25 protein-coding genes are annotated in these 22648 nt (G+C 43.9%); 7 read left to right on the top strand and 18 right to left on the bottom strand.

Annotated features, from left to right (window positions below):
- Positions 1-170: 170 nt before the first annotated feature.
- The gene (locus ACSVDE_RS00460; RefSeq protein ID WP_439298996.1) at positions 171-794 is read left to right on the top strand and encodes an HTH-type transcriptional regulator Hpr; all 624 of its coding nucleotides are present in this window, start codon (positions 171-173) and stop codon (positions 792-794) included.
- Here the strand turns inward: ACSVDE_RS00460 and ACSVDE_RS00455 are convergent.
- Positions 787-1143 carry a DUF1878 family protein gene (locus tag ACSVDE_RS00455; protein ID WP_439298995.1) on the bottom strand — a complete coding sequence of 119 codons (357 nt, stop codon included), beginning with the start codon at positions 1141-1143 and terminating at the stop codon, positions 787-789. The genes ACSVDE_RS00460 and ACSVDE_RS00455 overlap by 8 nt on opposite strands.
- A gap of 224 nt (positions 1144-1367) precedes the next feature.
- Between ACSVDE_RS00455 and ACSVDE_RS00450 the strand changes: the two genes are divergently transcribed.
- The gene (locus ACSVDE_RS00450) at positions 1368-1904 is read left to right on the top strand and encodes a DUF3267 domain-containing protein (RefSeq protein WP_439298994.1); all 537 of its coding nucleotides are present in this window, start codon (positions 1368-1370) and stop codon (positions 1902-1904) included.
- A gap of 53 nt (positions 1905-1957) precedes the next feature.
- Here ACSVDE_RS00450 and ACSVDE_RS00445 read toward each other — a convergent pair whose 3' ends face one another.
- Positions 1958-2545, bottom strand: a complete 588-nt coding sequence (locus tag ACSVDE_RS00445; protein WP_439298993.1) for a YpmS family protein — start codon at positions 2543-2545, stop codon at positions 1958-1960.
- 106 nt (positions 2546-2651) lie between these two features.
- Between ACSVDE_RS00445 and ACSVDE_RS00440 the strand changes: the two genes are divergently transcribed.
- Positions 2652-2843, top strand: a complete 192-nt coding sequence (locus tag ACSVDE_RS00440) for a hypothetical protein (protein ID WP_268963907.1) — start codon at positions 2652-2654, stop codon at positions 2841-2843.
- 156 nt (positions 2844-2999) lie between these two features.
- On the opposite strand, the gene ACSVDE_RS00435 is transcribed toward ACSVDE_RS00440, so the two are convergent.
- Together ACSVDE_RS00435 and ACSVDE_RS00430 are read right to left on the bottom strand one after the other, a co-directional pair.
- The gene (locus ACSVDE_RS00435) at positions 3000-3089 is read right to left on the bottom strand and encodes a YjcZ family sporulation protein (RefSeq protein ID WP_439298992.1); all 90 of its coding nucleotides are present in this window, start codon (positions 3087-3089) and stop codon (positions 3000-3002) included.
- Between the two features lie 92 nt (positions 3090-3181).
- Positions 3182-3268: a YjcZ family sporulation protein gene (locus ACSVDE_RS00430; RefSeq protein ID WP_439301904.1), complete on the bottom strand. Its 87-nt coding sequence runs from the start codon at positions 3266-3268 to the stop codon at positions 3182-3184.
- A gap of 214 nt (positions 3269-3482) precedes the next feature.
- Here ACSVDE_RS00430 and ACSVDE_RS00425 point away from each other — a divergent pair, with 214 nt between their 5' ends.
- Positions 3483-4394 (top strand): peptidylprolyl isomerase, encoded by a 912-nt coding sequence (locus ACSVDE_RS00425; RefSeq protein ID WP_439298991.1) that lies wholly within the window; start codon positions 3483-3485, stop codon positions 4392-4394.
- 304 nt (positions 4395-4698) lie between these two features.
- Here ACSVDE_RS00425 and ACSVDE_RS00420 read toward each other — a convergent pair whose 3' ends face one another.
- The 9 genes from ACSVDE_RS00420 to ACSVDE_RS00380 form a co-directional block, all read right to left on the bottom strand.
- On the bottom strand, positions 4699-4971 hold the full coding sequence (locus tag ACSVDE_RS00420) for a sporulation YhaL family protein (protein WP_439298990.1): 273 nt from the start codon (positions 4969-4971) through the stop codon (positions 4699-4701).
- 71 nt (positions 4972-5042) lie between these two features.
- Positions 5043-6011 (bottom strand): 3'-5' exoribonuclease YhaM, encoded by a 969-nt coding sequence (gene yhaM, locus ACSVDE_RS00415; protein WP_439298989.1) that lies wholly within the window; start codon positions 6009-6011, stop codon positions 5043-5045.
- 16 nt (positions 6012-6027) lie between these two features.
- Positions 6028-7236, bottom strand: a complete 1209-nt coding sequence (locus ACSVDE_RS00410) for an MFS transporter (RefSeq protein WP_439298988.1) — start codon at positions 7234-7236, stop codon at positions 6028-6030.
- Positions 7237-7269: 33 nt separating this feature from the next.
- A complete protein-coding gene (locus ACSVDE_RS00405; RefSeq protein ID WP_439298987.1) occupies positions 7270-8604 on the bottom strand; it encodes a sensor histidine kinase in 1335 nt (444 codons plus the stop codon).
- Entirely contained in the window at positions 8601-9272 is a 672-nt protein-coding gene (locus ACSVDE_RS00400; RefSeq protein ID WP_439298986.1) for a response regulator transcription factor, read from the bottom strand. The genes ACSVDE_RS00405 and ACSVDE_RS00400 overlap by 4 nt, the downstream gene beginning before the upstream one ends.
- Positions 9273-9297: 25 nt before the next feature.
- Complete coding sequence (locus tag ACSVDE_RS00395) at positions 9298-12270, bottom strand: AAA family ATPase (protein WP_439298985.1); 2973 nt, start codon at positions 12268-12270, stop codon at positions 9298-9300.
- A 9-nt stretch (positions 12271-12279) separates the two neighbouring features.
- Positions 12280-13509 (bottom strand): metallophosphoesterase family protein, encoded by a 1230-nt coding sequence (locus ACSVDE_RS00390; RefSeq protein ID WP_439298984.1) that lies wholly within the window; start codon positions 13507-13509, stop codon positions 12280-12282.
- 126 nt (positions 13510-13635) lie between these two features.
- Positions 13636-14895 carry an ABC transporter permease gene (locus ACSVDE_RS00385; protein ID WP_439298983.1) on the bottom strand — a complete coding sequence of 420 codons (1260 nt, stop codon included), beginning with the start codon at positions 14893-14895 and terminating at the stop codon, positions 13636-13638.
- Entirely contained in the window at positions 14888-15787 is a 900-nt protein-coding gene (locus ACSVDE_RS00380; protein WP_439298982.1) for an ABC transporter ATP-binding protein, read from the bottom strand. The genes ACSVDE_RS00385 and ACSVDE_RS00380 overlap by 8 nt, the downstream gene beginning before the upstream one ends.
- Before the next feature lie 132 nt (positions 15788-15919).
- Between ACSVDE_RS00380 and ACSVDE_RS00375 the strand changes: the two genes are divergently transcribed.
- Positions 15920-16105, top strand: coding sequence for a YhzD family protein (locus ACSVDE_RS00375; protein WP_226548457.1), 186 nt, complete (start codon positions 15920-15922; stop codon positions 16103-16105).
- Positions 16106-16198: 93 nt separating this feature from the next.
- Positions 16199-16705, top strand: a complete 507-nt coding sequence (locus ACSVDE_RS00370) for an NUDIX hydrolase (RefSeq protein WP_439298981.1) — start codon at positions 16199-16201, stop codon at positions 16703-16705.
- 27 nt (positions 16706-16732) lie between these two features.
- Here the strand turns inward: ACSVDE_RS00370 and ACSVDE_RS00365 are convergent, their stop codons facing one another.
- The 3 genes from ACSVDE_RS00365 to ACSVDE_RS00355 all read right to left on the bottom strand — a co-directional run bounded on the left by ACSVDE_RS00365 (position 16733) and on the right by ACSVDE_RS00355 (position 20011).
- The gene (locus ACSVDE_RS00365; protein WP_439298980.1) at positions 16733-17098 is read right to left on the bottom strand and encodes a c-type cytochrome; all 366 of its coding nucleotides are present in this window, start codon (positions 17096-17098) and stop codon (positions 16733-16735) included.
- Positions 17099-17238: 140 nt separating this feature from the next.
- Complete coding sequence (locus tag ACSVDE_RS00360; RefSeq protein ID WP_439298979.1) at positions 17239-18726, bottom strand: aldehyde dehydrogenase family protein; 1488 nt, start codon at positions 18724-18726, stop codon at positions 17239-17241.
- Positions 18727-19165: 439 nt separating this feature from the next.
- Complete coding sequence (locus ACSVDE_RS00355; protein WP_439301903.1) at positions 19166-20011, bottom strand: Cof-type HAD-IIB family hydrolase; 846 nt, start codon at positions 20009-20011, stop codon at positions 19166-19168.
- 148 nt (positions 20012-20159) lie between these two features.
- Here ACSVDE_RS00355 and ACSVDE_RS00350 point away from each other — a divergent pair, with 148 nt between their 5' ends.
- A complete protein-coding gene (locus ACSVDE_RS00350; RefSeq protein WP_439298978.1) occupies positions 20160-20966 on the top strand; it encodes an aminoglycoside N(3)-acetyltransferase in 807 nt (268 codons plus the stop codon).
- 65 nt (positions 20967-21031) lie between these two features.
- Here ACSVDE_RS00350 and ACSVDE_RS00345 read toward each other — a convergent pair whose 3' ends face one another.
- Positions 21032-21394 (bottom strand): YlbF family regulator, encoded by a 363-nt coding sequence (locus ACSVDE_RS00345; RefSeq protein ID WP_439298977.1) that lies wholly within the window; start codon positions 21392-21394, stop codon positions 21032-21034.
- Between the two features lie 66 nt (positions 21395-21460).
- Complete coding sequence (locus tag ACSVDE_RS00340) at positions 21461-22600, bottom strand: DUF445 domain-containing protein (RefSeq protein ID WP_439298976.1); 1140 nt, start codon at positions 22598-22600, stop codon at positions 21461-21463.
- Between the last annotated feature and the right edge of the window lie 48 nt (positions 22601-22648).

Genomic DNA, 22648 nt, shown 5'->3' with positions numbered 1-22648 from the left:
TTATCGATAAAAAAAGGTTTTGTCCTTTTTTGTCGAAATTAGACTAATATACACTACAATTTACATAGATTTAGACAGTTCTTACTGTTAAGAAGTTATGAATAGTTGGATATTTCGCTTTATAAATCTAACAATTCCTGTCATAATTAAGTTAAGAATGGAGGCTCATTATGGAAAACAAGAAAGATTTTTCAATGAAGGAAGCAATGATGTTCAGTCACAAAGTTGCTCAAATCAGCAAAGCGATGTGGAAATGCGTAGAAAAAGACTGGCAAGGATGGATCAAACCATTTGGCCTGAATATTAACGAGCATCATATCCTCTGGATCGCCTACCACTTGGAAGGAGCTTCGATCTCTGACATCTCCAAGTATGGTGTCATGCACGTTTCTACTGCCTTCAACTTTTCCAAAAAGCTTGAAGAACAAGGATATCTGACATTCTCTAAAAAAGAAAACGACAAACGGAACACGTATGTAAAATTAACGGAGTCAGGACGAGATCTTCTGTTAAGGACCATTGAAGCGTATGAGCCTGAAGAATATGGCATTTTCGGTGCCTCACTCAAAATCCGTGAATTATATGGGAAATTCCCTGAGTTCGATGAATTGATGGCTGTCATCAGAAGTGTGTACGGCAATGAATTCATGTCCATTCTCGATACAACGGTTACAAAAATTGACCAGGAATTTGACGAAGTAAACGGTCAATTGCTTCCGAACAAAAATAATCCAGATGCAAAACACCTTGACGAACAGGAAGACGAAGAAACTGAAAAATTAGCCACTACTTAATTTGACTTTCTTTCTCTTTCATCATCTCAATTAACTCTGCAGTCAAGATTTTGAAATACCCTTGTCTGTTCAGAGCATTTGCAGTCATGAAAGGATGCAAAGTCAAATTAAGCATGCCTACATAATGAAGAAGAAGAGGAGTCTGATCGAGCATACCGGCTTCTCTTAAATCTTCCTTTTTGCGTTCCAACTCTTCGAACAACCGATAAATGTCTTCAACCTCTCCTTCACTCAAGTTTTTCTCCACAATCATCCGATACCATGGATATTCTTTCTCATCCATCGTTCTGATCAGCAACTGTTGATAGAAAGAAAGACGATCAATCTTCTCACGATCTTGATCATTCATTTTAAAACACTTCCTATACTGGTTAAATCCATCGTTTTCTTACTCTTTATTGTACCCCCACTTTCCCTGCGTGAAAATACTTCCAAATGCTTTATAATTTTTTTGTAAAACCTATTGATTTTTTAAATAAAACATCGTAATGTATGTACGTGGTTTTTGAAAAGTAAGGTTTTCACCTTTTTCCACACTTAATGAACAATCCTAATAAAAGAAGGTGATTCAGCATGAATTGCTTCAAGTCAATCAACTTAATCAGAGAATACGGTAAATTGCGATTAGGGCTCCTTTCGACGATGTTCAGTCTGACGTATTTTATCGTTTATTTTATGTTGTTTAGAATGTTTCACCCGGAAACAATCTACACTCAAACCGGCTTGTTGTCGATTTTGGTACTGGCTGTTTTGATTATTCCATTGCATACATTGTTGCATTGTATACCGATTTGGATGACGGGAAAAAAAGCTTGGATGGAGTTGGCAGATAACCGTTTCTCGTTCTTCTGCCGTATTCCGGACGTATTGCCAAAGAGAACAGCATTAATTGCGGTCTCATTCCCGCTTGTTGTCATTACCTCAGTTTCATTAGTAGGTCCTTTGTTCTTCCCGGAATACTTGCATGTATTTGCGATTGTCTCCACATTGAACATGTTCTATTGTCTTAAAGACTTGATCTATGTGATGCACTTGTGGAATGCACCGAGTGATTCTTTCTTAGAAGACAGTCCGACAGGATTCCAAATCATCGTACGTCGTACTTTTTAAAATTAAAAGTCGCAACATCCACAAACAAAAAAGGCTGCCGAGGCAGCCTTTTTTTATTCTTCTGTAATGTAATACACCTTGAAACGGATATTATCTTCTTCAAGATCGAATGAATCTGCTTTCAAGAACAACTGATCCTGAAATTTGTATTCGGTCAACTTCACGAGTATCGTTTCTTCATTATCATTGATTTCCACCCACGGAGGCAATTTCGTACTGCCTTTGATGAACTCCAAAATTTTCTCACCCGGAAGTTTCAGTGCTCCAAGCTTGATTGATTCCTCTTTTAAAATCAGATTCCCGTTATCAAGCACTTGTGGTTCGAAGTCCATCGTAAAGTCCACTTGATTAGAAAAGAATGTAAAATAGCCGGTTACCTGGACATTATCTTTCAGACGGACATCATAATCGAATTTAGGATTTCGTCCTGATTTCAATTCGGTCAACTGTTCTTTAATGAGGAAATTCAATTGTTCTTTTGAAGATTCGATATTGAATATCGCTTTCCCCTGTTTCGCTTCCTGCCTTCTCATCTCTTCTTGATTCTGATCGCTGACGAAAATCAAGGATACGACGATGATCGGTACGATGATCATGATGGTAAGCAGTATGAAAAAGGCTGATTTCCACCTGAGTTTCAACGGTTTTCTCCTCCTATCTCTCTTGTCTCATGATAGTTGTCACTGTTCAATTGGTTGATCTTTTGGTATGTTTAATATACAATCTCTAAACGTTGGAGGTTCAATTATGACACTAATCGCAATCTACTATATAGCATTCGCAAGCGTTGTACTATTCTTGTTCAATTCTTTGACGAATCGTCTATGTATCCAAAAAAACATCCCTGCCGAAAAACAGGTGAATGTATTCCGATGGATCAACATCATGATTACGATATTACTGGTAAGCTCCTATATTGAAGTCATTTATGTCTCATAATAACTCATTATTCCCCAGAACGGTTATGGAGCAAACATGGTAACAAGATGATTATATAGGACAGCTTAGCCGAAAGATAGTATGTATTTTTTCGGATAAGTAAACAAGAGGCTGACAAGCAAGTCAGCCTCTTTCTTATTCCCCATTATTATCCTATTAACCTAGACAAGCGCATCCTACGATAATCAAAAGGATGAACAATACGACGATAATCGCGAATCCTTTTCCATATCCGTATCCACCCATGATCTCACCCCCTGTTCTGGTGTTGCTTTATCCTATGCATCCATATAACCCAAAGCATAGGCGGCTATCCTTCGTTTGTTAAAAATTCCTTTCTAACAGAGGCAGCAAGCTCCTATGATGATTAACAAAAGGAACAATACTACGATCAAAGCAAAGCCGCTTCCATATCCGTAACCCATTGCAATCCCTCCTTTTGGTGTACAGTATAGTGTATAAGTCTAGAGCAATTTTGATTAGACCAATGCCCTTATTTTGAAAAACGGGCTCCTGCACAAGCAATTCCAATAAATGTGTATTTTTTCTCATATTTGCGGTCCAGAGTGTATTTTTAATAGAGGGATATGCTATAGTAGAACATGTGAAAAAATTTCTACTTCATAGGAGTGTATGTCGATGAAAAAGTGGATCCTATCCATTGCAGCCGCAACGACGATCTTTGGGGTCGCAGCATGCAGCAATGACGGCGCATCAGGAGACAGTAAGGTCCTGGTGGAAACAAAAGCAGGAGAAGTGACACAAGAGGATTTCTACAATGAGTTGAAGAAACAACCTCAATCCGAACAAATACTTAAAGAGCTCGTACAATATAAAGTTCTTTCTGAGAAATACGAAGTAACGGATAAAGAATTGGATAAAGAAATCGAATACTTGAAGAGTCAATTCGGTGGAGAAGAAGGATTCAAGAACGCTCTTGAACAAAGCGGAATTAAAGGTGAAGATGAACTTCGCGATGTCGTGAAACGTAACCTTGTATTCTTCAAAGCTCAAACCGAAGGAATCGAAGCTTCTGAGGAAGAAATGAAGAAAATGTACGAAGAGCAATATAAAGTAGAAGAAGTAGAAGCTCGTCATATCCTTGTAAAAGACGAGAAAACGGCGAAAGAAGTGAAGCAGAAGCTTGAAGACGGCGGAGACTTCGCTAAATTGGCGAAAGAATATTCTACAGACCCTGGTTCTAAAGAAAAAGGTGGAGAGTTAGGCACATTCGGTCGCGGACAAATGGTCCCTGAATTCGAACAAGCAGCATTCACCCTTGAACCTGGTAAGATTTCTGAGCCAGTGAAATCCCAACACGGCTTCCACATCATTGAAGTGTTGGATCAAAAAACACAATCATTTGAAGATGCAGAATACCAAATCAAGAAAACACTACTTCAGCAAAAAGCTCAAGAGCAAGCACAGAAAAACCCTGAATCCAATCCAATCGACAAAGCTCTAGAAGATGCTGATATCGATGTAAAAGTGGACGAGTACAAAGACTTGTTCAAAAAGGGCGGCTCTGAAAACCCTGAAGAAGCGAAATAAAACGTTCAATAAGGAAGAAGCTGACCTCGCGTCAGCTTCTTTTTTCATATGTGTGGGTTTGTGGAATCGCCAGGAGTTGTGGCGTTTGGGCTATATTTTCTGATTTTGGTCTATAATTCTGGAATCTGATCTATAATTTCTGAATCTGGTCTATAATTCCGAAATCTGGTCTATAATTCTGAAATCTGATCTATAATTCTCATCATCAGGCCCTTTTTGCAGATTTTTTCTTCCTCAAAAATAAAAAAGCTGATTCGACACCCCATTAAGGTTGTGCTGAATCAGCTTTTTCACCTATATATGCTCATTCTCCTGATGCATGGTCTCTTCGCTTCTTTTCTTCTTCAATCCGTTCCATATACACTTTACCTTCTTCTTCGATGTGGACACGATCAAGCTTCTTGTCCTCCATCGCATGGTGCCATGCCCGGTATCCCGAGTAGGCGATTCCGGCCATCACGAAATACATCCACCACGGTACACCTGACAAAACGGGCGTGAGGCTTGCGTATATACCTGTCCATTGCAATAAGACAAAAAATAAAACAACCGTTGCGACTACGTAAAGGCGACGCATCACAATTCCTCCCTTTGTAGACAAGCATTGATATTACAAAGGTATGTAGGAAAACGGTTGTTTATGACAGATTACATATTGGTCGGTACAGTCTTTTTATGATCCATCAGAGGTTTATAGAAGGAACGGTTATCGAGGGCAAAGACACGCTCCGTATATTCACCTGGTTCGACTTTACTCAAGGCACGGTCCATCATGTTCATCTTCGCATCGATGTTATCGATATAATGGAGAATTTCCGCCTCACGGACTAATGGCGGTTTAGGACTTCCCCACTCTGCTTTATGATGGTGGCTCAAGACCATGTGCTGGAGGATGACGACCTCTTCCCCATCAATGTCCAGTTCTTGTGCCGCTTCCTTGATTTCTTCGACCATCATCGTGATGTGTCCAAGCAGATTCCCTTCAAGTGTGTAGCTTGGTGCAACCGGACCGGAGAGTTCCCTCGTTTTTCCAAGGTCATGTAAAATGACACCGGCATAAAGAAGGTCGGTATCCAATGATGGATACAACTGTGCGATCGACTTCGCGAGACGAAGCATCGAGACCACATGGAACGCAAGCCCGGACACAAAGTCATGATGGTTCTTCGTCGCAGCAGGGAAATCCAAGAATGCTTTCTGATGCTTCTTCACGAGGTGACGCGTAATGCGTTGGATGTTCGGGTTTTTCATTTCAAAAATCGCCTGGGTGATCACTTCGATCATTTCATCTTGTGCAATCGGTGCAGTCTCGACGAAATCATGAACACTGACGCCATCCGCTTCATTCGATAATCGGATCTGTTTCACTTTCAACTGATTTTTCCCGCGGTAGCTTGTAATGTCACCCATCACACGCACGATGTACTCAGGCAAATATTGCTTCTCATCTTCAGGTGATGAATCCCAAAGTTTCGCCTCGATATCCCCTGTATGATCCTGGAGAATGAGGGTCATGAACGGCTTGCCTGTACTCGTCACCCCTTTGGATGCTGATTTGATCAGCAGAAAATCATCAAATACATCGCCTACATCATATTGCTGGATACCTCGTTTCATTCCGTTACCTCCTTAATTAATTACTGTTTTCAATTGTACTGTTCTCGACCTTTGATGCTGTCCATACTTTCACTGCGGCCAGTGCAACCAACAATACAGCTGCTCCGAGCAAGTATGGAATATGTATGTTGACCTCGAATAAGAAGCCTGCAACGACAGGTCCGACTGCATTCCCCAGACTCAAAAACGAGTTGTTCAATCCCATGATCGTCCCTTGCTGTTTTCCGGCAAGTTTTGAAATGAAGGAATTGAGTGATGGTCTCAGAATTGAGTTTCCTAAAAAGAAGATGGATACGGTCAAAAGAACCGTCACATAATCAAACGCAAATACCATGAGGACGAACCCGATGGCACTCAACAGTAATGATCCGGATACGACTCTATTGTCTCCGAACCGCTTTGTGAGCCTTCCGACGAGCGTTCCTTGAGCAATGGCACCGATCACGCCCGTCACTGCTACGATCACGCCGACTTCAGCTGGGTCATAACCATACCTCTTCAACGCGTAAAATCCGAAAATGGAAGTGAAGTTCGCTAAGGCGAAGCTCATCACGAAGACAAGCACGAGCAAGAAGCCGACCGGGCTTTTCAGCGCGGTCATCATCCGGACGAGATGATTGACTTTCTCTTCATTCTTCGCTGCTTCCTTGTCTGCATCGGACAACGTTTCTTTCAACATGAATACCGATACGATGGCTGCCAACGTACCTGCGCAACCGGCAATCAAAAATGGTAATGAGAGCTCGATTTCAGCGAGCCAACCACCGATTCCCGGTCCGATGACAATTCCTAACGCCATGGCTGCCCCTAAAAGGCCCATGCCTTTCCCTCGATCTTCTTCTGAGGTGACATCTGCAACATACGCCATTGCTGTCGGCATGATTGCAGAGCCGAAAGTCCCTGCGAGAATTCTGGAAGCGTACAGCATCCATAGATCCGTTGCAAAAGCAAAAATGAATTCCGCTGCAGCAAATCCGAACATCCCTAGGGTGATGAGCGGCTTACGACCGATTCGATCCGATAACCTACCCCAGAACGGGGCAAGCAAAAACTGCATGAATGCGAAGGAAGCGACCAGCAAACCGAGATCCCTTCCTGTTGCGTTGAATGCTTCTACATAGTAAGGGAGAATCGGAATGACCAGTCCGATTCCGACCATGATGATAAATAGGTTCAACATTAATAAAAGCAATGGTGCCGTTTTCTTCTGTTTAGCTTCTACCATGAAATCATCCTTCTAACGACATACGGTCCATATTCAAATGACCATCCGAATCCATACGCCATCCTGATGGTTTTGGACCTCTACAGTACCATTATGAAGTTCTACGATCCGTTTTACAATAGCTAAGCCAAGACCAAACTGCCCCTTATTGCTTTTCTGGAACGGTTCGAACAATCCATCCAGGTCCTCTTCCGGTATGCGCTCCCCATCATTCTTTACAAGCATGTAGGTTCTCCCATCCTTTTGATCGGCCGTAATCTCGATATAAGAGGATGCATAACGGAAAGCATTTTGTATCAGGTTTTCAAATACAACCTCCCACTGCTTGCGGTCACCATGGAAGACCACCTCTTCACCCTCAAGAACGACAGAAAGGTCTTCACGTTGATAACGGAACCGATCCAACACCTCATCGAGCAAGGTACCGAAACGGATTTTCACAGCATCCGGTTCTGTATCTTGCAACATATCCAGCTTTGAAAAGTAGATCATATCCTTGACCCGTTCTTCCATCCGCCCGGATTGCTGAAGGATGACATCCATCATCCCCTCGAGATCCTTTTCAGGCATCACGCCGTCTTTCACGGATTGCGCATAGCTTTTGATCGTCATGATCGGTGTCTTCAATTCATGGGAAGCGTGTTGGATGAACATTTTCTGAGACTCGTCATTCCGGATGAGATTCTGCCTCATCCGCTCGAATTGGTTCGATAAAAGCTCGAAATCCTGATCCCCTTTCAGCTGTAACGGCTCTTTCCAATCCCGGTTCCCGATCTGCTCGAACCGCTCTCCGAGAACCACTAAAGGCTTCCGCAAATAATTGGACAACCAGATAGCAGGGATGATGCTGATCAGGATACCGATTAGGAAAATCCATATCAAACGTTCCCAAAGCCGTTGGACGAGCTGATCCCGATAGGTGTCCCACATGTAAGAGACCAGATACGTCGGATTCCCGTTCACTTCTATGGGACGGATGATGTAAAAGAGCGAAGCTTCACGATAGGTCAGTTGGAATTCTCCGACTTGGCCATCCAGCGTTGAAACGTTCTCCCAGATTTTACTCAGTACGACATCCGGTACGACATCCCCTTTCAACAGGAACGATTGATTCCCTAATAGAAGATGTCCGACAGACCGGGTCGCTTCCCTCCGCTCGATGAAATTCATGCTAGAGTCGGGTAGCTGCTGCTCTGGACTCGTCCCTTGCAAAATCAACTCCTGCTGCTCTTCAATTAATCGATACGTTTCGTCTGTGAGGGCTTCCCTCATGGAAAGCGGGTAGATGACCACGACAGAAAGCCCGACCACAAAGACCAGTAGGAAAAATGATAGCCAGATTCTCTGAGCGATACTCAACTGTTTCATGGATGCTCGATCCTATAACCGCCACCGTACAACGTCTCCAAATTCAAGCGGGGCATCTTCTTTCGTACCCGGCGGATGACGTCATCGACTGCTCTTTCTGATCCGACATAATCCTTACCCCAAACGGCCTCAAGGATTTCCGATCGTTTTTTCGTTTCATTCACATGCTCGGATAAAAAGAGGACTACATCGAATTCCTTGGAAGTCAGGTCGATTTCCTCTTCTTTATGGAAAACTTTCCGCTCTATAGGTTGGATGCTGTATTGATTGACCCACCGGGTTTGCAGCCTTCCACCTGGTCCTTCATAGATGCGCTGCAACAGTTTCTTCGCACGGATGACGAGTTCTTTTGGCAGAAACGGCTTGGAAAGATAGTCGTCACTGCCCAATTCCAAACCTTTTACACGGTCGAGATCTTCGTCTCTGGCAGAAGCGAAGATGACAGGGGTTTCCATCTTTTCTTTGATTCGGCGTAAAAGCTCGTATCCATCGATGTCCGGCAGCATGATATCCAACACCCATAGATGAGGAGGGTCTTCCATCGCTTCCAATGCACTGTTGCCATCCGGAAAAACCTTGACCGTCCAGCCTTCCTTTTCCATATACGCTTTCATCAGTAAAGAGAGGTCTGTCTCATCTTCTACCAAATAAATCAAGTAAGCTCCCAAATCTATTCAACTCCTAAATCCATTGTTAGAACGTTTGCGGCTGCATCGTGTTCGGTGAGGGTAATCGGATCGATTCTGTAGATAACGGCTCAGCAGTCGTCTCATGACATGTAAAATAGAGAACCTGTCGCTCCTTCGCGATCGTTTGTATCAATTCAGATGCAAGAATTCTTCGCTTCTGATCAAAGTTAACGAGGATATCGTCCATGATCAGTGGGAACGCTCCGCTATTCTCATATTCCCCTGCCAATGCAAACCGTAGTGCGAGATACAGTTGTTCCATCGTTGCGCGACTCAATTCTTCTGGTCTGAAAAGGATTGAATCGTTCCGTTCAATGAGGAAACTTTCTTCCCCTTTCGGAGCAATCAATCTGGTATATCTTCCTTCAGTCAGTTTATCGAGATAGTTTTCAGCCCGACGCATGACTCTTGGTTGTCTTTCAGCTTGATAGTTTTGTTTCGCCACATTCAATGCGTGCTGGGCTGTCCTGTAAATCGCCCATTGCTTTGCTTGCTCGTTGAATTCACTTTTCGCCATTTCAAGGGCATGCAGTTGATTGGAGTAGGATCCGTCTTCTTCCAGGTGTGTGATATTCGCCTGAAGTGTGGCACATTCATCTCTTAAACCATCGATTCTTCCATCAGCCTGTTCAATTTGATGATTCAACTCATTCAACCGTTCCTTCGTCTGTTCAAAGGTCTGCTTTATATCCATCAGTTCATCCACAGTCTCTTCGGTAATCGAATGTTCCAGCTGAGCATTGACCAACTGCAATTGCTCCATAAGATTGTTGAACTTTTCGTTGGCTTTCCCTTTCGACCAGAAGGTCTCTTCATCATTGACTTCCGCTGTGGCGAAAAGCTTCTTCATTTCATTCTCATACTGTGATGCTTTCTTTTGGAAGCCTTCCATCCGTTTCAGAAGATCCTCCTGCTCTTTTTCCAAGTGCTTCAATTGCTCTTGTTTTTCAAGCTCTTGTTTCAATTCTGATACTAATCGATTCATTTCTCGGTCAAGATCATGGCGATCGGAAATGGTATTTTGAGAGAGCCGTTGAAGTTTAGACATGAGTCGATCCATTTCATTTTGAAATTGTACACGTCTTGATTTAAGTTTCTCCAATTCCATTACCCGGCGCTTCAACCTATCAATCCGATCGAACAGCTCAAGCATCATATCATTCGGTACATGATCAGGCATATTGAAGGTTTGCCGCCAAGAGTGCAGCTCCTCCTTTACTTGAATGTCGTCAAGTTCCCATTGATCATATAACCTTGCAACCCGTTGATATTGTTTTTCCAAGTCAATCGTCTGCTCTTCCAGGTGCGCTTTCTGAATAGTGAATTGTTGCTGTTCCATCAGGATCTTTTCCAGTTTTTCCTTTTCATTTTCATCATAGTCCTGGTTGGATAACTGGCGCTCCAATTGCTTAATCTCTTCTTCGATGAACTTCCTGTCTGTTCCATTCCCTCTACTATTCAGGATCACACCTGTCCCAGATAAAGCGATACCGATAATCAATCCGGTGATGAGATCTCCGTTCATGATCCAGAATGCGGCGAGGATGATTCCTAATCCGATCAACATCCAAATCATCATCTTTGGGATCGGATACGGATTGTCGGACTTCTGCATTTGCTGTAGGCGGGATAATTGCTCTTTGATTTGAGATGGAGAATGACTCGTAAGGCGTTTCAGTCGTTCCTTATACGCCTCCACCTTCTCCTTTTCTACTAGACGGCTCTTCAGTCTGGCCAGCTTATCTTCGTTTTCTTCCAACTGGACACGTGAATGCTCTAAATCGTGATCTAAACGTTTTTGTTCACTTTCCAGTCGATCCAGTTTTTTCAGTATCGTCGTCAACTGTTGTTTAGAGACTAAATCTGTATTCGCTGAACGTACCTGCTCTTCTGTCCATCCTGTACCGACGGCATCTTTCTCTTCAACAATCTCTGATTCCAAGTGAGAGATTTGCTCGTTCAATTTATCATAGTCGGATTGTCGACCCTGGAACAGATGATAGGAACGTTCCAGCTCGTTAAGTTCAGAGGCTTGCGCCAACCTTTCTGTGTCCAAGTCAAGTTGATCTTTTGTTTGTTCGGTTTGCAGGATTAAATCTTCTAAATGTTGGACTTCACCTTCAAGTTCGAGCATCCGCTCTTTTGCCATCTTCAAACGTTTCAGACCTTCTTCAGGAAAAGGCGTCGCGTTCGGGAGCTCATCCAGTTGTGTCTCGATCGTCCTCTTCTTTTCCAATAAAGGATGTATGGAAAGGAAATGCTGTTGCTTCGATGCTGCCGTTTGCCATCTGGATCTTTCCTGTTCAAGCTCGGACAACTCTTCTTTCTTCACATCGAGCGTTTCCTTCTGTGCTGAGTACTCGTCAAGCTTGCTTGACCACTGTTTCACTTGTTGATCCAGTTCTACCAATTTCTCAAGCTTCTGATTCAAAAGCGGATTCTTGCCGTTCGGCTTGAACAATTTGTTTTGCTCATCTTCAAGGCGATCGGATATCGTGTTCAATTGCTGTGCGCCGGTCAGTCCAGCATTGAACAAGTACTCTCCTAGCTGATCGGCTTTGATTTCATTCACCTTCTGTAGTCCATCCAGGTTGAAGCAGAAAATATTCCGGAATATCATATGGTTCACTTCGGCTAAGACTTGATTGAGCAACTGTTCATCAGCTGTACTTCCGTCTTCGTTAAAAAGCTGGACTGTCCCTGAAGCACCTCCAGTCCGTTCAATGGTCAACATCCCATAACGCTCCGTTTCAATCTTCAACCTTCCGCCATAAGCTTGAGTCGTTTTCGGTTCATACCGGAGTCTCTTTTCGCTTTTCTTCGGAAAACCGAACAGCATGTACTCTACGAAAGCCATCAAGGTCGATTTACCCGACTCATTCTCCCCGAGTATGACCTGGATGTCCTCTGACTCAAAGTCGATCAGACGGTTTTCAAAGCGACCGAAGCCAAAAATATGTAAGCTTTTCAGTTTCATATGTCCCGCCTACCTTCCTGACTCTCTCGTCATCGTTTCAATCAATAGATTCTGTGCTTCACGTTTGATTTCTTCAGCATCAAACGCTTCCCTGGAAACAAACCGTTTCGCTTTTCTATGTTTTGAGAGTGGTTGCAACACTTCGTCCAATTGATCCAGTCCATCGAAAACTTCCATCATTTCTTTCAGAAAATGAGAGTCTTTCAATTCTCGCAACAGGTCTTCGTTTCGATGCTCCACTACCAGTCGATTGATCCAAACGAAAGAGGCTTCATCCTCTTCCCCTTCCTGCAGATGGTCGAGCATTTCCTCTATGACGGATGGGTCCTGGAACTCTGATTCAAACGGGTGATCCGGAGCGATGGATACAGACAATATCGTACCGGTCAGATTAGAACGAAACGTTTCCTTGAGTTTCTGCAACCCGTTTAATAGATCGTCCATCCCTCCTATTCCTTCAGCTGATAAAGTCGTCGTTTGCCATTGGATCGGTGCGGTCTGGATGAATTGAAGGTGGTTCCCCGCTTCTGAAAGTTCTACGAGATAACACCCTTTCGACCCTTCCTCTTTCCGATTCAACCCTTGGATGTTTCCTGGATACACGATAGGTGGCTCTTGATTCAGTTCTGACCGTATGTGAATGTGGCCAAGCGCCCAATAATCAAAAGGTTTTTCAATAAGTTCTTGTATGGTGAAAGGGGCATAAGGGTCATGGTCCGTATTACCTCCGACAGTTCCGTGCAGCAACGCGATGTGGAACGGTGCACCATCAATGACCTCATAACGAGCTGCGATATTCTCTGTGACAGCTCTTTGCGGATAGCTGTACCCATACAGATGAGCGACAACATCATTGTTTTTATGAAAAGAATGCATATCTGGCTCTTCACTTCCAAAGAAATGGACATTCTCCGGCCAGGTAAGCTGGACGAACTTCCCTTGAAGATGATCATGGTTGCCGTGGATGGCGAACACTTCAATGCTGGCTTCTTCCAATCTGATAAATTGCTTTTTCAAAAACAGCTGCGCTCTTAAACTCCGATTCGCCCCATCATATAAATCTCCGGAGATGACGACAAAATCGACTTTCTGCCGAATCGCTTCCGTTATGATTCTCTCAAAGGAGTCGAAGGTACTTTGTTTGATACGCTCGAAAATCGCTTCTGGTAAATGTCCGAGTCCTTTGAAGGGTGTGTCTAAGTGTAGATCTGCTGTATGTATAAAACGGACTTTTTGCATGAATTCATCCTCCTTTCTTAACTTTAGTTTCCTTATACGCATTTTACCATATTATACGAGCGTTTGTTCGTTATCTTGTCATGAGAAAACCCTGCAAACAGGTCCGTTGCAGGGTTTGTATCGAGCTTATCGTTTTGCAAAAATCAGTGCTTTCTTCAAACTCTTCAAGCTGGTTGCATTTCCGTACATGAGGACGCCTCCTCGGTATACTTTCGCAGCAATCATTGCGAAAATTCCGATGGTCGCAACCAAAATCAAGATCCCAATCATGACTTCCCAAATCGGGATGTTCAGCATACCCGCTCTCAAGAACATGATCATCGGTGTGAAAAATGGAATGTAAGAAGTGATCGTCACAAATGTGGCATCCGGGTTACCTAACCCAGACATGGCGATCATGAAGGCCACCACAATGATCAAAATGACAGGTGTGATGACTTGATTCGCTTCTTCCACTTTGTTGACGAGAGATCCCAGCATCGCAAGCAATGTCGCATACAGAAGGAATCCTAATAAGAAGAAGACGACCGCATAAATCATCGTAGAAACCGGTAATTGATCGATCGCAATGAAATCTGTGAAACTATCGATGGATGATGGTGTATCTGACTTCGGCGCAAATTTCATCGAAATGAAACCAGCTCCGAACAATAGTGCAAATTGTGTCAGCCCCAACAATGCGATCCCGAAAATCTTGCCGAACATCTGCTTAACGGGAGAAACGCTTGAAATGAGGATTTCCATGACTCTTGACGATTTCTCTGTCGCAACTTCTGTCGCAATCATGGAACCATAAAAGATAACCGCAAAATAAATGATGAACAATAAGACATAAACGATGGAACGTGCCTGATTCAACTCTTCTTCCGTTTTCGCATTTTCTTTCAGTGCTTCCGTTTCAAAAGAAACAGGCGAATATAAATTAGATAGCTCTGCCGGGTCCACGCCCAGGTTCTGAGTCGCAATCATGACTTTCGTTTGCTGCAGGCTGCTTTCAATCTTGTTCATCCATCCAGCATCCGATACACTCTCGGCCTTGAATAGACCTGTTGGCAAGCCTTCACTGTTCTCTTCTAACACGAGGAGAGCATCATACTCGCCTTCCCGGACTTTTTCTTCCGTTACGCTTTCGGATTCCGTCACTTTGACCATCTCGATATCATCCGATTCTGCTTCCACTTGCTGTTTCAAAGGTTCGTAAAAACGGTCCGAAGAATCGATGACGGCTACTTTTTGTACTTCTTCTTCATCAAAAAGTCCGACAATCGTCTGCATATTGGTCAATCCGACAACCAGCAGCAAAGAAGCGATCGTCGTTATGATGAAAGCCTTGGTACGAAGACGGGATTTGAATGTATGGGCCATGACGATCCATAATTTATACATAAGATGCACCTACTTTCTCAATGAAAATATCGTTCAAGGATGGCTCTTCCAGGTCGAATTTACGAACAAATCCCTTTCCCTGGAGCATGTCGAAGATTTTACCCGCGATATCTTCACTTTCCACTTGAAGCCTAACCCCTTCTGTCACTTCCTTGTAGCCAACAACACCCGGAACCTCCTTCAAGAAAGCCAGATCAAAATCCGCATATACGGTGACATTCTTTTTGCCGAATGATCGTTTGACATCTTTCAACGAACCATGCACGACTAGATTACCTTTATGAAGGATGCACAAATGTTCACACAGTTCTTCTACATGCTCCATTCTGTGGCTAGAAAACACGATTGTCGTACCATTCTTCTTCAGCTCGATGACCGCTTCTTTCAACATTTCGACATTGACAGGATCGAGTCCACTGAATGGTTCATCAAGGATCAGGATCTTCGGTTTATGTAAAACCGCAGCGATGAATTGAATCTTCTGCTGATTTCCTTTTGATAACTCTTCTACTTTTTTATTTTCATATTCCGGAACCTTGAACCGCTCCAACCATTTTTTGATTTCAGGAATGATTTCAGATTTCTTCATCCCTTTCAAGCGTCCAAGATAGAGCAATTGATCCGATACTTTCAAGCTTGGATAGAGCCCTCTTTCTTCTGGCAAATAGCCGATCAATTCTGAATCACTCGTCGTAAGAGGGTTGTTGTTCCAGGTAATCCGTCCGCTCGTCGGGTTCAAAAGTCCAATCATCATTCGGAATGTCGTCGTTTTTCCAGCCCCGTTCGCCCCTAATAAACCGAATATCTGATGCTCGGGAATTTCGAATGAAACATGGTCCACAGCTGTGAAGTTCCCGAATTTCTTCGTCACATTTTCAATATGTAAAGTCATCGTATCGCTCCTCTCTCCCTTAATAACGTATGGTGGAGGAAAAAGTTTCATGTTTTTGTTAATTTGAATTGAAAGAAGGAGATTCGACATAAGACTAGAATATATGCAGGAAAAGGAGGCTTATACACCATTATGAAAATGTACATTGTAACCGTATTCGATAAAAAAGGCTCCAAGATCTACGAGGAATCCTTCGAAGCCCCGAATAATGATGAAGCGAAGAAAATCGGACAAAGCATTTTGGAGGATAACAGCTACGAAAACCACACGAGCCGAGTGACTTCACCCGCGGGAGAATTAGTCTTATTCCACAGATAGACGGCATCTTTATTCGATGCCGTTTTCTTTATTAAGGAATATGATTTCTAGAGGGTTGTCAAAGAGATTATATAGAAATATGGGAGGCGTCCTATGGGATTCAAGCCATTATTGAGGCATAGAGATACGACCGTTAACGAAACGAAAACGGGCTCTTTGTTTATCGAAGAGTCGGAGTCTGCTTCCGTAGCAGTAGTAGCCATGCGCGGTACAAACTTGGTCGTCGTTGAACAGTACCGACACCAGTTGGGTAAAAACACGTTCGAGTTACCCGGTGGAGGCCTGGATTCAGGAGAAGAACCGATCGCCGGTGCTAGACGAGAATTGGAAGAAGAAACGGGAATTCAAGCGGGTAAGCTGATTCCTCTAGGCACCTTCTTTCCACAACCGTACTTTACAAACCGCCACTCGCATTTGTTTTTCACTGAGGAAACCCACCAGACGGGAATGCAAAACTTAGATGAAGACGAAGACATCTCTGTCCATCAAATTCCAGTCAGTGAAGTTCTGGAATCAATTGAACAGGGGCATTATGCAGACGGAGAGTTGGGCTATGCACTCTTTCTGTGTATGTTGAAGGGATATATTAGAAAGGGCTGATCACAACGGATCAGCCCTCTTCTCACTTTATTTCATTGTCGCAAGCCATGCAGCAACGTTCTCAGCTTCTTCCCCTTCAAGCAGGTTTGGAGGCATTCCACTACCGCCGTTTTTGATTTGCGCTAAAATTTCTTCCTTGTTCATATCTTGACCGACTTTTTTAAGACCTGGAGCGGTTCGACCATCCAGATTTTCTCCGTGACAGGAAGCACAACTCTGGTTGAAAGACTCTTGAGCTGCAGCAGCATCTACCGTGCTAGATCCGCTTTCAGCTCCACCGTTTTCCTCTGTTGAAGCACCTCCATCGGAGGATTCTTCACTTCCACCGCCGCAAGCAGCTAATCCGACCACGAGCAATAAGGCAATTCCGAGTATAAATAGGTTACGTAACATGCAAACACCTCTTTTAGGACTTTTCTTCATGATAACATTCTTCTACCCTACGGAAGATGCGAGAAAACATCAACATAAAAAAAGCTGGTCCTCATCGACGGACGCCGATGGTTGGACCAGCTTTTTATATTTAAGAGAAATCAGCTCATGTTGATCCAGACGCTCTTCACTTCAGTGTAGTTATCAAGCGCATAGGATCCCATTTCGCGTCCGATACCGGATTGTTTGTAGCCTCCGAACGGAGAAGCAGCATCGAATGCGTTGTAGCAGTTCACCCAAACCGTTCCTGCTTTGATACGGTTCGCTACATAGTGTGCACTCTTCAGGTTCTCAGTCCAAAGACCCGCAGCCAACCCATAATCAGAATCGTTCGCACGGTTGATGACTTCATCAAGATCATCGAACGGCATCGCAGCAACGACAGGTCCGAAGATTTCTTCCTTCGCAATCGACATGCTGTCATTCACGTCAGCAAAGATTGTGGGAGATACAAAGTAACCTTGGTCGTAAGGCTTTGTTCCGCCTGTTAAGAGCTCAGCACCTTCGCTCTTACCTTTTTCAATGTAATTCAATACACGATTATGTTGCTCTTCTGATACGAGTGGTCCCATTTCAGAGTTCGGATCGAGTCCAGGACCTTGCTTCAATTTTTCAGAGTGGGAGACAAGATCAGCCATGACATTGTCGAACGCCTTCTTCTGGATGTAAAGGCGAGATCCCGCACAGCAAACCTGTCCCTGGTTGAACATGATTCCAGAGAATGCACCTGGGATCGCTTTCGACATATCCGCGTCTGGGAGGATGATGTTCGGTGACTTACCACCAAGCTCTAACGTTACACGCTTAAGATCCTTAGAAGCTGTGCTCATGATATGCTTACCAACTTCAGTAGATCCTGTGAACGCGATCTTGTCGACAAGCTTATGCTCGATAAGCGGACCGCCTGTTGTCTCACCATAACCCGTTACGATGTTGACAACACCTTCAGGGAATCCAGCTTCTTCAATCAATTCAGCTAAGTATAGTGCAGAAAGTGGTGTTTGCTCTGCAGGCTTCAATACGATTGTACATCCGCTTGCCAGTGCAGCTCCCATTTTCCATGCAGCCATCAAGAGTGGGAAGTTCCAAGGGATGATCTGTCCAACTACCCCAAGTGCTTCATGGCGCGTATAGTTGAAGAACTTTCCGGATACAGGAATCGTTTGTCCTGTGATCTTTGTCGCCCAACCTGCATAATAGCGGAAATGCTCGATTGCAAGCGGAACGTCCGCATTTGTCGTTTCACGGATCGGCTTACCGTTATCCAACGTGTCCAATTGTGCTAATTCTTCTTTATGCTCTTCCATCAAATCAGCAAGCTTATAAATGAGGCGGCTTCTGGAAGCAGCACTCATCTTCGACCAAGGGCCTTCGTCGAATGCTTTACGAGCAGCCTTAACAGCTCTGTCTACATCTTCATGTTCTGCCTCACTCACGACAGCAAGGACTTCACCATTGGAAGGATTCAATGTTTTGAACGTCTTTCCAGATACAGAAGGTTGCCACTGTCCATTAATGTACAGTTTCTTCGTTCCGTTCAAAAACTCCGCGACTTTCGGCTTTAACTGAGCGTCTAATACTTTTTCCATCATAATCCTCCTTCAAATTTTAAGATGCATGACATAATTTCTCGAAGAAGGAGGGGTATCCCTACCGCTTAACATTCTTTTAACATTCTTTCCATCGTGCTTTCTCAACAAAAAACGAGGTGGTATATTTTAACATATGAAATTTTGCTGTAATAACAGGAATTTTAGCGATTGCATGTTGTGCGATTCGTAGCAGATTTTGTCAGAGGGTTCCATAAGAAAATCAGAGAAATTGAAAGGGTTTTCATTTTCTGTAACATTTGTAACATTAGCAGGGGCTAGATATGATGAATGAGAATCAACTTGTGGAACTTTTATGCCTACTTAGGGAACTTTGCTACTCACTTGTGGAACTTTCCCGCTCACTTGTGGAATTCCATACTTTTTTACCATGAAAAGAACCGCCCCCCAATGCGGAGCGGTTCCTCAAACCTCTTCTTTAGTGTTCCATCGGTTGTTCGATCTGCATTTTCATCTGTCTTCGGAAAACTTCGCGGACCATGTAGCCGACCCCATGTTGGTCGTTGGATCTCGTCACCCAATCCGCCGCATTCTGAACGGACTCTGGCGCATTGCCCATCGCTACACCTAATCCTACCTGACGGATCATTTCAATATCGTTCGTGAAATCTCCTACTGCTACCATCTCTTTCAAGGAAATACCTAAATGATTGCCAAGGAATTGAAGACCTGACGCTTTACTCACACCTTTTGGGCCGATCTCGAATCCGCAACGTGTCGAGGCTGTAACATCGATCTCCTCAAACTCTTCCATGAGCCTTTCGTATGCTTCTTCTTTTTCCTCTTCGTTGAAAAATTGAATGTCGATCTTCGGAACGGACATCGGTTTCTCTTCGAGATGATTGCTCAGCCTTTCCGTAAAGGTGACCGGATAGAACAGCGGATCGCCGATGCCCATCGTCATTTTCGCAACCAGCTGTGACTTTTGCTGCACTTGATTACCTAAAGCATAGCGTTCATGCAATAGACGCACATGCGCGTCATAATCCTCTACCACTTTTACAATGTTTCTCACTTTTTCCGCTGAAATCCTGTTTTCGTAGAGTGGTTCATCAATGGAAGAAGCAATTAATGCTCCGTTATGCGTAATCAGTATGCAGTCGAGCTTCAGGTCCTTTGCAATCTTCTTAGCAGAAGGAAAGTTCCGCCCTGTCGCAAGCGTGACATACACACCTTTTTTACGGACATAATCAATCGCATCCTTTGTCGAACGGTCAATCTTGAAATTACTTTTCAGCAGGGTACCATCGATGTCTAGAGCCAGCAGTCGATAAACCAGGATAATCCCCCCAATCTAGAGTTCTCCTCTTCTCAACTCTATGTACGAGTGAAAGAAAGTAGAACTGTAAAGGAAACAGGAATTTCCTCTTCCCTTCACGAATAGATTGTGTGGGTCAGAAGGAGGATTCGTCATGGAAAAACAACTAGTAGAACAGACAGACCAACCAAGAACAAGATTCACCATAGCAGAAGACTTACGCAATTTAGGGGTTCAGCCGGGTGATACCATCCTCGTGCATGCTTCGTTAAAATCATTAGGCTGGGTATGCGGCGGGAGTCAGACGGTCATCCAGGCTTTGATGGATGTGTTGACTGAGAAAGGAACGCTCGTCATGCCTGCACACTCAGGAGGACTATCAGATCCAGCCAATTGGGAGAACCCTCCTGTACCGGAAGATTGGTGGGAAACGATCCGTGAGACGATGCCGCCATTCGAAGTCGATAAAACCCCGACCAGGGCAATCGGGACGATACCTGAACTATTCCGCACGTATTCAGGGGTATTACGAAGCTATCATCCGAATATGTCGTTCGCAGCGTGGGGGCAGGATGCGCCATATGTAACGAGCGATCATTCCTTGGACGATGGGCTCGGTGAACAATCACCACTCGCTAAGCTTTATAAGATGGGTGCACAAGTCCTCTTCCTCGGATCAGATTTTGACACCCACACGTCATTCCATCTTTCAGAGCATCGAGCAGGCGCACGTAAAGCTATGTCGAAGGGTGCCCCTATTCTCGAGAACGGCAAAAGGGTATGGAAAAATTATTTGGAGATCGATTATGATGATGAACCATTCGGAGCGATCGGCAAGGCTTTTGAACAAGAGCACGATGTCACGATCGGGAAAGTCGGCTCAGCAACCTGCAAGCTCTTCAGCATACGGGAGTCGGTCGACTTCGGTGTAAAGTGGTTCAAAGAGAACCCACAGGATTAAGCGACCGGTTGGACATAAAAAAATGGCTGACACTCGAGGGTGTCAGCCATTTTCACTTCTTGCGATTATTGTTGTGGATCCTCTGGATTACCGTACAATTCTTCCAAAGGCTTCGTCACAATCTTGTTAATGTCCTGAATCAATTGGCTTACGCGTTGCTCAGCGTTCATCAACTTAGAGATCACTTCGTTCTGTTGAACGAGTTCAAACGTTTGTTGTGCTTTCTGAGCTTCTTCTTCTGTGATTTGTTGACCTTGCATCTGCTTTTGTTGAAGCTCTACTTGCAAGTTACGGAAGTTATCGAACATGTTCTTCACGCTCTCATCCGCGTTCACTTGATCATACAGATTGCGAAGCTCTTGGAAATCATCACTTTCACGCAACGCTGTTTCTAGATTGTATGCCGCATCATGGACATTTTTACTCATATTTAGCCTCCTAATATTTGCATTTCATGCCGTTACTATTAAGCACCTCTTCCACTATAACAAGAATTACGTAAGGAAGTAAACCATCAGCCCTTGTATGAAGCCGATTGCACCACCGAGTAACGCTCCCAGGTACGTAATCATCTTCAATTCACTCCTTGAAATGGAAAGGACCATCTCCTCAAGCCGCTGTACAGAGAACGTTTGAACTTGATGGCGGACGAGCTCTGATAGCTGTAGCTTCTCCATGATCTCTTCCATATGGCCCGCGATTCCATCCAACCCAAGATTGATTGCGTGTGGAATGAGTTCATCTTCAATATAAGGTAAGTAAGGGCTTAACAATTCATGAAGAGGTTTGTTGAATATCCCTTCCAGGTCCACTTGCCGAACAACATAATCAATGACATGTTCCTGTCCTTCCTTGAGCTTCAACAAGTCGATCAGTTCTGAAGCCGGTCTCTCTTTCAGTGCGTTCCATTCTTTCATCAACACTTCTTCCATCATAGAAGAGACTGTATGCCTTTGAAGGAGTTTAATCAACTCCGATTGAACCTTATCAATCAGACTTTCATTCCCGAGGAACATGTTGATCATATTGCCTAGCATGCCCCTCCCTGCAAGGAAATCATCCACTAATCGCTTCAGCTGCATCTTACCTTCCGGACTTTTGATAAAATCAATCAGCCGTGACTGGATGAAATCCGTCGTCTCAGGTATGTAGGCGTCTATATTTTTAAGTAAAGACTCGGGCACAACCTCTTTAATCGGCTTTCCTTCGATCTCTGAAATCTTTTCAGATACCTTGGCGTTCATATAGCTTTTCAACTGATCTTCCAGTGACTTGGTTACGTCCTCTTTATTGAATAAACCGACTACGCATTCGTTCAGTGTCCGCTCTTTCCCGATCTGCTTCTTCATCTCACGGCGTGCCCACGCCACGAGCTCTTCTTTGAATTGAGACTGCTGTAGCTTCTTTTCCAATCCCTCTTTTGTAATGAGATGGTTCACGGTCATTTGTCCGAGCTGGACCGCAAGCTCTTCCCTTCTTTTCGGGATCAACCCCGGCGTAAACGGGAGTTTGAAACGTCCTATATAGATTGCCTGATAAGGTCTGAATAACATTTTGATGGCAAGAGAGTTCGTGAACCCGCCAATCGCCGCTCCGATCACTACCATCATAAGTATGATCCATAAAAACTCCATCTATCTCAACCTTCCCGAACTGATGTCACCATTTTTCATATCTTACCA

Source organism: Pseudalkalibacillus sp. Hm43, from assembly GCF_051842935.1.
In the GTDB taxonomy this organism is placed as follows: domain Bacteria; phylum Bacillota; class Bacilli; order Bacillales; family Fictibacillaceae; genus Pseudalkalibacillus.
The sequence above is the reverse complement of the archived record's forward strand: the minus strand, read 5'-3'. Positions and strand labels throughout refer to the sequence as shown.

Bases quoted from the DNA above. Each gene is read 5' to 3' on its own strand.
- ACSVDE_RS00460 (WP_439298996.1), top strand. From the start codon at position 171: ATGGAAAACAAGAAAGATTTTTCAATGAAGGAAGCAATGATGTTCAGT.
- ACSVDE_RS00455 (WP_439298995.1), bottom strand. From the start codon at position 1,143: ATGAATGATCAAGATCGTGAGAAGATTGATCGTCTTTCTTTCTATCAA.
- ACSVDE_RS00450 (WP_439298994.1), top strand. From the start codon at position 1,368: ATGAATTGCTTCAAGTCAATCAACTTAATCAGAGAATACGGTAAATTG.
- ACSVDE_RS00440 (WP_268963907.1), top strand. From the start codon at position 2,652: ATGACACTAATCGCAATCTACTATATAGCATTCGCAAGCGTTGTACTA.
- ACSVDE_RS00435 (WP_439298992.1), bottom strand. From the start codon at position 3,089: ATGGGTGGATACGGATATGGAAAAGGATTCGCGATTATCGTCGTATTG.
- ACSVDE_RS00430 (WP_439301904.1), bottom strand. From the start codon at position 3,268: ATGGGTTACGGATATGGAAGCGGCTTTGCTTTGATCGTAGTATTGTTC.
- ACSVDE_RS00425 (WP_439298991.1), top strand. From the start codon at position 3,483: ATGAAAAAGTGGATCCTATCCATTGCAGCCGCAACGACGATCTTTGGG.
- ACSVDE_RS00420 (WP_439298990.1), bottom strand. From the start codon at position 4,971: ATGCGTCGCCTTTACGTAGTCGCAACGGTTGTTTTATTTTTTGTCTTA.
- yhaM (WP_439298989.1), bottom strand. From the start codon at position 6,011: ATGAAACGAGGTATCCAGCAATATGATGTAGGCGATGTATTTGATGAT.
- ACSVDE_RS00410 (WP_439298988.1), bottom strand. From the start codon at position 7,236: ATGGTAGAAGCTAAACAGAAGAAAACGGCACCATTGCTTTTATTAATG.
- ACSVDE_RS00405 (WP_439298987.1), bottom strand. From the start codon at position 8,604: ATGAAACAGTTGAGTATCGCTCAGAGAATCTGGCTATCATTTTTCCTA.
- ACSVDE_RS00395 (WP_439298985.1), bottom strand. From the start codon at position 12,270: ATGAAACTGAAAAGCTTACATATTTTTGGCTTCGGTCGCTTTGAAAAC.
- ACSVDE_RS00390 (WP_439298984.1), bottom strand. From the start codon at position 13,509: ATGCAAAAAGTCCGTTTTATACATACAGCAGATCTACACTTAGACACA.
- ACSVDE_RS00385 (WP_439298983.1), bottom strand. From the start codon at position 14,895: ATGTATAAATTATGGATCGTCATGGCCCATACATTCAAATCCCGTCTT.
- ACSVDE_RS00380 (WP_439298982.1), bottom strand. From the start codon at position 15,787: ATGACTTTACATATTGAAAATGTGACGAAGAAATTCGGGAACTTCACA.
- ACSVDE_RS00375 (WP_226548457.1), top strand. From the start codon at position 15,920: ATGAAAATGTACATTGTAACCGTATTCGATAAAAAAGGCTCCAAGATC.
- ACSVDE_RS00370 (WP_439298981.1), top strand. From the start codon at position 16,199: ATGGGATTCAAGCCATTATTGAGGCATAGAGATACGACCGTTAACGAA.
- ACSVDE_RS00365 (WP_439298980.1), bottom strand. From the start codon at position 17,098: ATGTTACGTAACCTATTTATACTCGGAATTGCCTTATTGCTCGTGGTC.
- ACSVDE_RS00360 (WP_439298979.1), bottom strand. From the start codon at position 18,726: ATGGAAAAAGTATTAGACGCTCAGTTAAAGCCGAAAGTCGCGGAGTTT.
- ACSVDE_RS00350 (WP_439298978.1), top strand. From the start codon at position 20,160: ATGGAAAAACAACTAGTAGAACAGACAGACCAACCAAGAACAAGATTC.
- ACSVDE_RS00345 (WP_439298977.1), bottom strand. From the start codon at position 21,394: ATGAGTAAAAATGTCCATGATGCGGCATACAATCTAGAAACAGCGTTG.
- ACSVDE_RS00340 (WP_439298976.1), bottom strand. From the start codon at position 22,600: ATGGAGTTTTTATGGATCATACTTATGATGGTAGTGATCGGAGCGGCG.